This is a genomic window from Halomonas alimentaria, assembly GCF_009902005.1.
Lineage (GTDB): Bacteria > Pseudomonadota > Gammaproteobacteria > Pseudomonadales > Halomonadaceae > Halomonas > Halomonas alimentaria.
Genome location: NZ_WUTT01000001.1, coordinates 674,062 through 685,500, shown reverse-complemented (window position 1 = coordinate 685,500; position 11,439 = coordinate 674,062). Strand labels below are relative to the sequence as shown.

Here is an 11,439-nt window from a genome sequence, read left to right as displayed (position 1 = left end):
GAGAAGCGTAATAACCGCATGATCACCCTCTCCGGGGGCATGAAGCGCCGGGTGCTGATCGCCAAGGCGCTGGCCCACGAACCGGAGATCCTGTTCCTCGACGAGCCCACCGCCGGGGTCGACGTGGCCCTGCGTCGCGACATGTGGGAAGTGGTGCGCCAGCTGCGCAACAGCGGTGTCACCATCATCCTCACCACGCACTATATCGAGGAGGCCGAGGAGATGGCCGACCGCATCGGAGTAATCCGCTCCGGTGAACTGGTGCTGGTGGAGGACAAGCAGGCGCTGATGCAGAAGCTGGGTCGCAAGGAGCTGACGATCCACCTGCGCGACCCACTGGTGGAGGTGCCGCAACGCCTCTCGGGCCATGGCTTGACGCTGACCGAGGAGGGCCACGCCCTGGTCTACACCTATGACGCCGAGGCGGGCGAGGACGACGGTACCGGCATCGCCGAGCTGCTCGCCGACCTGGAGGGGGCCGGCATCGCGGTCAAGGACCTCCACACTCGCCAGAGCTCCCTGGAGGAGATCTTCGTCAGCCTGGTCAAGGAGACAGCGTGAACCTCGAATCCGTGAAGACCCTCTACCTGGCCGAGATGGCGCGCAGCCTGCGCACGGTGCTGCAGAGCATCGTCTCGCCGGTGCTCTCGACCTCGCTCTACTTCGTGGTGTTCGGCGCCGCCATCGGCTCGCGGATCAGCGAGGTGGACGGGGTGAGCTACGGCGCCTTCATCGTGCCAGGGCTGATCATGCTGATGCTGCTCACCCAGAGCGTCTCAAACGCCTCCTTCGGCATCTTCTTTCCACGCTTCTCGGGGACCATCTACGAGGTGCTCTCAGCGCCCATGTCCTACTGGGAGGTGGTGGTCGGCTATGTGGGGGCGGCGGCCAGCAAGTCGCTGATCCTGGGGCTTATCGTGCTGGCCACCGCACGGCTGTTCGTGCCCTACTCCATCGAGCATCCGCTGATGATGGTACTGTTCCTGGTGCTGACGGCGGCGACCTTCAGCCTGCTGGGGTTCATCATCGGCATCTGGGCCGACGGCTTCGAGAAGCTGCAGCTGGTGCCACTGCTGGTGATCACCCCGCTCACCTTCCTCGGCGGCACCTTCTACTCCATCGATATGCTGCCGCCCTTCTGGCAGGCGGTGACCCTGGCCAATCCCGTACCTTCCTCGGCGGCACCTTCTACTCCATCGATATGCTGCCGCCCTTCTGGCAGGCGGTGACCCTGGCCAATCCCGTGGTCTATCTGGTCAGCGGCTTCCGCTGGAGCTTCTACGGCATCAGCGACGTCAGCCCACTGGTCAGCCTGGCCATGATCCTGCTGTTCCTGGGGGCGGCCATCGCCCTGGTGGCCTGGATCTTCCGCACCGGGTACCGCCTGAAGCCGTGACATCGAGGTGAGCCGCCGCCGGACGCCGTGCGGCGGCTCACCTCGCTCACATCGCTGTCTACAGCTCCAGCTCTTCGCGCACCAGGGTCACGTCGAACTCGACGTCGAGGTCGATGCTGTTATCCGCGTCGTGGGAACTCTGCATCGATTCCACATAGGCCAACGAAGTGCGGACCCTCCCCTTGGCGCGCCCGCTGTCGCCCTCGAGTTCCAGCACCTCGAGCTCGATGGGCACCTCCGTCTCGGTACCATAATGCGGCACCATGCTGGCTTCGGAAAAATAGGTCACCGAGGCGGCACTTGGCGACCCCTGCATCACCATGAAATCGATGCTCAGCGTGCCCTGGGTCGCGAACTTTTCCTCCCGATGCCCCTGGATGGTGACGTTGAGCATGCCGGGCATCAGCTCGTGGTAGTTGGCCGTCGAGCCCTCGGCATGAGTCACCACATGCCACTCGCGCTCCTCGCCGTCCAGGCTTCCGTGGATCTCATTAGCCAGAGCCTGGGCCGAGGCCAGAGTCATCACGCCGGCACAGAGTGCCAGGCAGAACGATTGTCCGATGTCTCTCATATCCATTTCCTTATTGAGTTGCTTGAACGCCGGGGCCAGGGCAACCAAGCTACCAGTCGGGCCTCGGCCAGGGTTCACGGTCCTGGGTTTCCCAGACCCGGGGCGGCTCTCCTGCCCCCGTGTCCACCGCCATCAACCGCTGCCACAGCGCCTTGATGTCGTCGTCCATCAGCTGATCAAGATAGATCACCAGGTCAACACCGTCGTCCTGCCCCAGTCCACGCTCCACCAGCACCTCCATGAAGGACGCGCCGGGCGGCACGCTTTCGGGCCACTCCGGGGGGTGCCAGCGACCCGGACCGCTATTGTCGCGTTGCACGAGCCCGAGGCGCTCCAGTCCCATTTCCAGCAATGCGACTTCCAGGGGTAGTGAGCTCGATGCTGGTTCAAGTGACGAGGGTGCCGGCCAGTCACGGGCCTGTTCAATCAGCGAGTCCGCGGTCGAGCACGGTGCATTGAGGCAGAAAGCACCTTCGAGGGGAATCTCGCGACGCGACGCATGGGTGATATCGGCCACCTGACCCATGATCGGACGAGTGATGAATCGCCAGGCGATATGCTTCCCGTCACCGAAGTCCTCGGCGGTTGCCACACGCGACTCCCCGTGCTGGGCTATCAGGCCCTCACGGCGTGCCGGCCCGAGATTGAAACGGGCGACCTCCACCAACTCCACCGGAATCGGTGCCTGTCCTTGCGGGGCAACGCTCGCCCTGGCGTAACGCAACCGCACCCGTGAATGGGGCAAGTCCGCCTCTTCTATCATCAACACCAGCAACGCCTTGGTGAGCGGACCGGTATCGGCATCTGGATGGAAAATGCTAGACCCATCACCGTCATCCAACCGCTGTCGGATCTCGGCCTGCAGCGCCTGGGCATCCCGGGGCTGCCACTGCGCTTCGGGCAGGAAGGCTCTAGCAATCGCCTCGATCGACGCGGCCTCACCAAGCCTCGAGTCGGAAGGCATGCCACTCATCTCGCCCGCAGCAAGCGAGCCGACGCTCAGCCCTGTCGCCGCTATCCCGGCCCCTATCCAGCACCTGAATCCACGCATCGGGTTCTCCTTATCTCGGACAGGTCCGCCCGTTGCCCACAAGCCAGCACATTGCCGAAAGCTTAAGACAGCCTGGCGATGCAGGCCCCGTTCGGATGAAGGGGGCCCGGAGCCTCCTGCTTGCCTATGCTGATCGTTGAACCCTGTTTCCCGACGCATAGACATTCGGAGGTACTGGATGGCCCTCTCCCGTCAGCCGCTCTCCCTGTTGCCCACCACACTGCTGCCCGCCGCACTGCTGCTCGTTTCGGCGCCTGTCATGGCTGAGCGTGTCGGCGTGCTGGTACTCGACGCCTCGGGCTCCATGTGGAACCGCATGGATGGTGACATCACGCGCATCGAAGTCGCCCGCGATGTGATCGACGAGTATCTGCATGATCGTGACCCGCAGTTGCCGCTGAGCATGCTGGCCTATGGCCACAATCGTCGCGGCGACTGTGGGGATATCGAGGTGATCGCCGCCATGTCGCTCCAAGATGCCGATTCCCTGGCCGAGCAGGTACGTGCACTGAATCCCCAGGGCATGACCCCCATCGCTGAAAGCTTGCGACTCGCCGCCGAGCAGATCCCGCTTACCGCCGAGGCGGCCGATATCATCCTGGTGACCGATGGCCTGGAGACCTGCGGGGGCGACCCCTGCGACGTGGCGGCACGGCTGGCGGAACAGGGGTTGGCCATTCGCGCCCATGTGGTCGGCTTCGGGCTAAGCGACGACGAAATCCAGCAGCTCTCCTGCGTGACCGAGCAGACCGGAGGAGAGCTCTTCCAGACCCACTCCGGTGCCGAGCTGGCCGGCGCCCTCTCGCGGGTGGAGGAGGTGGCCGCCGAGCCCGAACCGGAACCCGAACCAGAATCAGAACCGGAACCTCAGCCCGCGGAGGCCACGCTGAATGTGCCGGCCGAGATCCCTGCCGGCAGCGAGTTCGAGGTGAGCTGGGAGGGCCCCGACGATAAGCGCGATTACATCACCATCGTCCCTGCCGGGGCCCCGGAAGACGCCTACGAGAGCTACCAGCGCACCGGCCGTGGCTCGCCGCTCTCCCTCACCGCCCCGGACGCCCTGGGCGAGCACGAGGTGCGCTACATCCATAATGACACCAAGCGGGTGCTGGCCAGCCAGACGGTGACCCTGACCCCGATCAGCGCCGCGCTGCAGGCGCCGGAGGAGATCTCCGCCGGCAGCGAGTTCGAGGTGGACTGGGAGGGCCCCGACAACCCCCGGGACTACATCACCATCGTCCCCGCCGATGCGCCGGAGGACGCCTACGAGAGCTACCAGCGCACCAGCCGCGGCACGCCGCTTTCGCTCACCGCCCCGGATGCCCTGGGCTCCTACGAGGTACGCTATGTGGTCCAGCAGTCCAAGCGCGTGCTGGCCAGCCAACCGGTAACCCTGACCCCGGTCAGTGCCCATGTGAAGGCGCCTGAGGAGATCCCTGCCGGCAGCGAGTTCACCATCGAGTGGGAAGGCCCCGACAATCCGCGTGATTACATCACTATCGTGCCCGCCGGTGCGCCGGAGGACGCCTACGAGAGCTACCAGCGCACCAGCCGCGGCTCGCCGCTCTCCCTTACCGCCCCGGACGCCCTGGGCAATTACGAGGTGCGCTACGTGGTCCAGCAGTCCAGACGTGTGTTGGCCAGCCAACCGGTAACCCTGACACCGGTCACGGCCTCCCTACTGGTACGCGACCCGATCCTGCCCGGCGGCGAATTCGAGGTGAAGTGGCAGGGCCCAGACAACCCCCGGGACTACATCACCATCGTCCCCGCCGGGGCCCCGGAAGACGCCTACGAAAGCTACCAGCGTACGAACCGAGGATCACCGTTGACGCTGGCGGCACCGGAGGCCCCGGGCGACTATGAGGTACGCTATGTGATCCAGCAGTCCCGGCGCGTGCTGGCAAGCGAGCCAGTCAGCGTCGGCGCCGGTGAGGTCAGCCTGGCTGTCGAGGGCAATGCCGAGGCGGGAAGCGTGGTCAATGTGGCTTGGCAAGGCCCGGGACGCTACGAGGACTTCATCCAGATCGTGGCGGCCGATGCCCCCGACGATGCCGAGGCCATCCGCGAGGCCCGCGCCAGCCAGGGCAGCCCGCTGCAGATGTTCGCCCCTGCTTCCGCGGGTGAGTATGAACTGCGCTACCGGGCCAGCGACAGCGGTGAGATCCTGGGCCGCCAGCAGTTCCAGGTGAAGTAGCCGCCGACACGGCCCGCAAAACAGCCCCCGGCAACACACGACAGGCCCCGGCAACACACGACAGGCCCCGGCAACACACGACAGGCCCCGGCAGCATGGCTGGCCGGGGCCTGTTCTGGTTGATCTCACGTTGATCTCACCTTGGTGACAGAAGCTGCCCACCAAGGTGAGATCAAGGCTAACGGGCTGCCTGCTCACGCAGGGCGTCGAGATCCCACGCCTTGAGCAGCGCCACTGCAGGATCACTGGACTCCAGCCGCTGGCCATCGACCTGAACCAGGATACGCCCATCCATCAGGAAGGAGACCTCGGCATTGCCACGCTCCGGGTCCCACTTGAGCAGCGCCGAGTCACGGCCGATGCGGATACGCTCCATATTGGGCTGGGCGGCAATCAGTGCCGGATTGTTGAACATGGCCGACATCGCCTGAATCATGGGGTTGTCGATCATCAGCTTGGCGGTCAGCCGCCCTTCTCCACCCTCCTGCTGGTACTCACGCTCCAGCATGCTGCCGCCGCCGCCGAACATCGCCGCGGCACCACCTCCACCGCTGGAGGCTACCTCGGCGGCACTCCAGCCCTCGGGAGGCTCCGGGAAGGTCTCGCCGATGCGCCCCGCCATCAACTCGCGAATATCGCTGATGGCGAACTCCAGCTCGGTGATCGCCGCGCCATACTCCTGCTCCTGATATAGCTCCAGGCCCAGCTCAATCTGCTCCGTGACCTCATCCGACTGCCCCAGGGCCACGGCCGAAATGCCCAGGGAGGCGACAAACACACCGCTCATCATCCAGGTCATGCTGTTGTTCATGATCTACTCCTATTCGAAACGTGACGGTTCAGGATTAACTGGCAGCGGATGATGCTTCTTTTCTGCCGCCGGGGATCGAGGTGGCTTCGACCGCCTTCTCCTTGAGGCGGCGGAACTTGCTGGACATGCCATCAAGCCGCGCCTCCCACTCCGGATCGGGCTGCTGGCCTTCGATGGCCTTGAAATAGGCCTGCATCATGCACGCAACGGCAAAGGGTTCCAGCAATGCCGCCTTGACACTCCAGGCGAATACCAGCGCCACCACCACACCGGTGGCCGACCAACCTCCCGGAATTAGATAGGCGACCAACGCCGCCGGCGCTAGCATCACCAGGAAAATGATGAATGCCAGGCCGTAGACGAACAGCGTCAACCAGGCGGCGTTCTTGAGCATCGGTCTGGCATTCTGGCCATACAACACCAGGGACTCCCGCGATGCCTCCCAGGCATTATCGGCTCGGGTCCGAATGCAGTAGGCCAGGATCACCTCGTCGATGAACCCCACCGCCATGCGCAGGAAGCCCTCCACGATACGCAGCAGCGTCTGGGCACCGGGTATCGGCAGAAGCCTGAATAGCGTACGGAACATCCCCGTGATGCTGCGCAACACCCCTTTGATCAACTGATCAACAGCGAACAGCAGGCTGGCCTGTCCGAAGCGCTCGCGAATCACACCGCTGGCATGCTGAAGTTGCCCCCTGCCCTCGGGAAGCGAGCCACCATCGATCAGTTCGACCAGAACGGCGATGTGCCCTGCCTTGACCACATAAAGCAGGTATTCCCGCAGTGCATACATGATGGCGCCAACGATGCCGAATCCGATGAGGCCGCCCCAGAAGGTACTGGCGGCGCGAAAGCCTTCTTCTCCGAAACCACCGATACCCCAGCCGACGCCAGCACCAATGCCCGTCATCAGTACGTAAGCCAAGGCAACACCGAAATAGACCATCAGGCGGAAGATGATGAAGGGCAGGGTCTTGAGCATCAGCCCCAGCGCCCTACGGATGCTGAAATCCCACATGGCATGATTCCTATCGTCAGGGTGAGTCGTCCCGGCACGCTGGCCGGTACCACAAACTCGGTGACTGGTGGTTCGGCCGACGGGCCCAGTCCGAAGGCTAGACCAGCGACAGTCGCTTTCCCCCCTGCAAACGAATAGGGAAGGCGTGCCTGCCGCGAGGAACCGCGTAGCCTTCCGCCCCCAGACGATGGCCCCCCTCCATACGCAGGGGGGATGACGGCAGGTAATCGGCTACCCTAGGAACAGTCTCCCAAGGAGGTAGCATGAGCCAGGCAACGAGTAAACGACTCTCCTTTCTGCTGCTGTGCACGCTGCTGCTGGTCGGACCGGCCCAGGGCAAGTCGCCGCTTCCTGCCCCCTCGGGGGAGGTCGTCCTGACGGTGAGCGGCGAGGTCGGCCTGACCAACGTGGCTGACGAGGCGCATCTGGATGCCGACATGCTGGCGGCCCTGCCCCGTGAACGACTGACGACCCATACCAGCGTCACCGATGGCCCCCAGACCTTCGAAGGCTTTCTGGCCAGGGACCTGCTGGATGCCCTGCATGCCGAGGGCGAGACGGTGACGGCCCTGGCCCTCAACGACTACCTGGCCGAGATTCCCGTTGCGGACTTCGAGCGCTATGACGTCCTGCTCGCCGACACCATGAACGGCGAGCGCCTGACCCGGCGCGACAAGGGGCCACTCTGGATCGTCTATCCCCGAGACGATCACGACGAGTTGCAGGACATCCGCTACGACTATCGCTGGGTCTGGCAGCTGTACCGCCTCGAGGTCGAGTGATGACCAGGCTGCGTGCCGTACCATCCTACGCCGTTCCCAGCCTGGTGATCGTGGCATTGACCGCTCTCCTGGCCTTCGCCCTGGTGCGCCTCTTCCAGGTCGAACAGGCCATGCGCGTCAACGTCGACGAGAACATGCTATGGGTCGTCACCCAGGCGCAGGTGGCCAGTCACCGCCTGGACCAGGCGGTCAACCGACGGGCACTGGGCAACAGCGCCGAAGACCCCGAACTGCGCCTGGACATCCTCTCCAGCCGCCTGACCCTGATGGATGATGGCCCGCAGCGGCGCTATCTGGCGGCCGAGGGGCTGGAGCCGCGTCTCGACGAGGCGCTGGCCCGGATGCAGGCCTTGCGCGAGACCATCACGACAACACCGGGCGAGGCGCGGTTCGCGCCCGAGCGACTCACACCTCACCTGGATGCGCTGATGGCCAGCCTCAACCGCATCGCCAACCGGGTGATGATGGCCGAGTGGGAGAGCACCGGGTCACGCCTGGATACCTATCGCAACAGCCTCGAGAAGGTCATCGCCGCCATCGCCGGCATCGGCCTCAGCGGTGCGATACTGGTCATGCTGCTGGTTTCCGCCCTGCGCCAACGGCGCGCGGCCCAGCGCGGGCTGATGGCCCATCGCGACCGTCTGGAGGAGGAGGTGGAGCGGCATATCTACCGCTACCGACAGGCCGCCGAGGCCCTTGCCCATGCACTCGACCGCGAACGCGGCGTCAGCGAGTTCTACCGCAGTTTCGCGGCCATGGTCTCGCATCAGTTCAGGACACCGTTGGCGGTGATCGACTCCGGCCTGCAACGGCTGCTGCGCCGTCATCACCAGTTCACACCGGAGCAGCGCAGCGAGCGCTATACGCGGCTGCGCGAGGCGGTGGCCCAGATGACTCGCCTGGTGGAGTCCTCGCTGACTGCGGCGCGACTCGACGGCAAGCAGGTCGAACCCAGCATGGGACGCCACTCCCTGAGCGGTATCGTCGACCACCTCTGCCGGCTGCAGTCGGAGGCCACCGGCACACAGCGCCTGAAAACGCAGCATGGCACACCGGAGCCCTGGGCCTGGTGCGACCGCGCCCTGACCGAGCAGGTGCTGGCCAACCTCGTCAACAATGCCCTGAAATATTCGCCCGGGGATCGGCCGGTGCGCATCACCACCGCGCGCGAAGGCGACCGGGTAATCTGCCAGGTCACCGACTTCGGTCCCGGGATTCCTGCCGATGAGCAGCCGCAGCTGTTCGAACGCTTCTACCGCGGCAGCAACGCCACGGGCACCGACGGCACCGGCCTGGGGCTGAACATCGCCCGTCACCTGGCACGCATCCAGCACGGCGACCTGACACTGCTCTCAACGCCGGATGAGGGCACCCGTGTGACCTTGTGGCTGCCCGCCGCGGATACCAGGGAGGCTGGCGATGAGCAGCCCTGAGCCCACAACCCGTCCACCGCTGATCCTGTGTGCCGAGGACCAGGAGGACCTGCGTGCGGATATCTGTGATGAGCTGAGGGAGTCCGGCTATGCCGTGCTCGAGGCGGCCGATGGTGACGCCACCCTGCAGCAGCTGGATGCCTGTACCCCGGACCTGATCCTTTGCGACATCAACATGCCGGGCCTCAACGGCTACGCGGTGCTCGATGCCGTGCGAGAACGCCGACCTCACCTGGCCGATACGCCCTTCGTGTTCCTGACTGCGCTCTCCGACCCTCGAGACGTGGTCGACGGCAAGCGACTCGGCGCCGATGACTACCTGGTCAAGCCCATCGACTACGACCTGCTGCTGGCCACCGTTGCCGCCCGCCTGCGCCAGGTGCGGCGCATGCGCGACAAGTCCAACCATGAGTTGCAGGAGCTGCGCGAGGCCATGGCGACACTCCACCATGAAGCCTCACAGCAGGCCTTCCAGGCGGCCACCCGCGCCCTGGATCTGGTCGCTCCCGGCATGGTGCTGCTGGACGGCGAGGGCCGCATCACCTTCGCTAACCAGCGCGCACAACAGCTGGCAAGCGAGAGTGACGTGCTGGCATTGAACGCGACGCTCTCGGCAAGCGGGTCCATGGCCCGTCGCCTGCGTGAGTGCATCACGGCGGCGACCCAGGCCAGCCGGCAGGGAGAAGAGCCGGTCTTCTCCCTGCGCCTCCCTCATCGACCGGGGGATCACGGCCTGCTGGTACTGGTCTGCGCCCTGGGACAAGCGACGGATGCCGCCGGGACCGAGTCCAGCGTGGTGGCGCTGCTGTCGGCGCCGGACCAGCGGCCACCACTGCCACGCGGGGTGCTGGCCAGCCTGTTCGGGCTGACTCCCACCGAGACCCGTATTGCGCTGGCCTTGCTGGAGGGGCTGCGCACCGAGGAGATCGCCGAGCAGATGAGCGTCTCCCCCACCACCGTGGCATTTCACCTGCGCAACCTCTTCCAGAAGACCGACACCCATCGCCAGGCCGACCTGATCGCCCTGCTGATGGCCGGTTCGATGACCGCCTATCTTGAGGGGCGCTGATGCGACATCGCCTATCGGCAAGGCACCGCGACAGGTATCATCCGGCTCCTCGTCCACCACCGCGGGAGCCCCCATGCCGATTCTCAACGCCATCGTTCATCGCATCGAGAAAGCCGGCGACGCCCCGGCCCGCTTGCTGGCCGCAAGCGAGCCTCTATCCGCCTCGGATACCCTGGAGGCCATGCTCGAGGGCCTGACGCGGGCCTACCACGCCAAGAGCAAGGCTTGGGGCCACTTCAGCGACACGACAACGGAGGCCGGCAACGTGGAGGGTGAAGAAGCCGACGCGCCCGCCTCTGCGCTGGCCGCGGAGATCACCGACTACCTCGCGGATAAGCGCGACTTCGTTACCCTGACGCGCGGCATCGCCGAGCGTCTGGCCAGGCTGCTGGACGCGCACCTTTCGGTATCCGGCGATCTGATGGTGCTGGATACCCGCTTCGGCGATGCGCGCTTCCTGACCCTGGCCCTGCTGCACCATCGCGAGGGGTTCGCCATCGACGGTGACCTGCAGCCGGTGCCGGCACGCCAGCTCAACCTGACGCAGATGAGCCTGGCCGCTCGGCTGGATATCAGCCAGTGGCAGAGCGGCGATTCCCGGCAGTACCTCTCCTGGACCCGCGAGCGCGGCGGCAAGGCGCTGGCCGAGGGGTTCGCGGCGCTGCTCGGCGGGGTTGAAGGCGTCGATGCCCCGGGAGAGACCCGCACCCTGCTCAAGGCCTTCAGCGACTACGTGGAGAAGGAGGATCTGGCCGAAGAGGCCAGCCGCGAGAAGACCGAGACGCTGGTCGACTATGCCAGCGAGCAGGCCAGTCGCGGAGAGCCGGTGACCCTGGAGGAGCTCTCGGGCCTGCTCGACGAGCAGCAGCCCAAGGCCTTCTACGACCACATTCGTAACGCCGACTACGGGCTGTCGCCAGAGATCCCGCCAGACAGGAAGACCCTCAACCAGTTCAAGCGCTTCACTGGCCGCGCGGGCGGGGTCTCGATCAGCTTCGACTCCCACCTGCTGGGCTCCAGCGTGGAGTACGACGAACACAGCGACCGGCTCATCATCAAGCAGGTGCCCAAGCAGTTGAAGGAGCAGCTCAAGCGCCAGGGATAGCCG

10 protein-coding genes and 1 pseudogene are annotated in these 11,439 nt (G+C 65.3%); 7 read left to right on the top strand and 4 right to left on the bottom strand.

Features of this window, described 5'->3' with window-relative positions; genetic code table 11:
* The coding region (locus GRB96_RS03340) for an ATP-binding cassette domain-containing protein (protein WP_161430495.1) at nt 1-561 on the top strand (561 nt) is incomplete at its 5' end.
* Nucleotides 558-1,396 (top strand): annotated as a pseudogene (locus GRB96_RS03335) (ABC transporter permease). The gene GRB96_RS03340 and the pseudogene GRB96_RS03335, both read left to right, overlap by 4 nt.
* A 58-nt stretch (nt 1,397-1,454) precedes the next feature.
* Here GRB96_RS03335 and GRB96_RS03330 read toward each other — a convergent pair.
* Nucleotides 1,455-1,967, bottom strand: coding sequence for a hypothetical protein (locus tag GRB96_RS03330; RefSeq protein ID WP_161430493.1), 513 nt, complete (start codon nt 1,965-1,967; stop codon nt 1,455-1,457).
* Nucleotides 1,968-2,016: 49 nt separating this feature from the next.
* Nucleotides 2,017-3,018 carry a hypothetical protein gene (locus GRB96_RS03325; RefSeq protein ID WP_161430491.1) on the bottom strand — a complete coding sequence of 334 codons (1,002 nt, stop codon included), beginning with the start codon at nt 3,016-3,018 and terminating at the stop codon, nt 2,017-2,019.
* Nucleotides 3,019-3,196: 178 nt separating this feature from the next.
* Between GRB96_RS03325 and GRB96_RS03320 the strand changes: the two genes are divergently transcribed.
* The gene (locus GRB96_RS03320) at nt 3,197-5,215 is read left to right on the top strand and encodes a vWA domain-containing protein (protein WP_161430489.1); all 2,019 of its coding nucleotides are present in this window, start codon (nt 3,197-3,199) and stop codon (nt 5,213-5,215) included.
* A 178-nt stretch (nt 5,216-5,393) separates the two neighbouring features.
* Here the strand turns inward: GRB96_RS03320 and GRB96_RS03315 are convergent, their stop codons facing one another.
* Both GRB96_RS03315 and GRB96_RS03310 read right to left on the bottom strand, forming a co-directional pair.
* Nucleotides 5,394-6,026 (bottom strand): hypothetical protein, encoded by a 633-nt coding sequence (locus tag GRB96_RS03315; RefSeq protein ID WP_240894116.1) that lies wholly within the window; start codon nt 6,024-6,026, stop codon nt 5,394-5,396.
* A 34-nt stretch (nt 6,027-6,060) separates the two neighbouring features.
* A complete protein-coding gene (locus GRB96_RS03310) occupies nt 6,061-7,047 on the bottom strand; it encodes a hypothetical protein (RefSeq protein WP_161430487.1) in 987 nt (328 codons plus the stop codon).
* Nucleotides 7,048-7,310: 263 nt separating this feature from the next.
* On the opposite strand from GRB96_RS03310, the gene GRB96_RS03305 reads away from it, so the two are divergent.
* The 4 genes from GRB96_RS03305 (at nt 7,311) to GRB96_RS03290 (ending at nt 11,436) form a co-directional block, all read left to right on the top strand.
* The gene (locus tag GRB96_RS03305; RefSeq protein WP_161430485.1) at nt 7,311-7,829 is read left to right on the top strand and encodes a putative pterin-binding protein; all 519 of its coding nucleotides are present in this window, start codon (nt 7,311-7,313) and stop codon (nt 7,827-7,829) included.
* On the top strand, nt 7,829-9,262 hold the full coding sequence (locus GRB96_RS03300) for a sensor histidine kinase (RefSeq protein WP_161430483.1): 1,434 nt from the start codon (nt 7,829-7,831) through the stop codon (nt 9,260-9,262). Before GRB96_RS03305 ends, GRB96_RS03300 begins: the two co-directional genes overlap by 1 nt.
* Entirely contained in the window at nt 9,249-10,331 is a 1,083-nt protein-coding gene (locus GRB96_RS03295) for a response regulator (protein ID WP_161430481.1), read from the top strand. Before GRB96_RS03300 ends, GRB96_RS03295 begins: the two co-directional genes overlap by 14 nt.
* Nucleotides 10,332-10,404: 73 nt before the next feature.
* Entirely contained in the window at nt 10,405-11,436 is a 1,032-nt protein-coding gene (locus GRB96_RS03290) for a nucleoid-associated protein (protein WP_161430479.1), read from the top strand.
* Nucleotides 11,437-11,439: the final 3 nt, after the last annotated feature.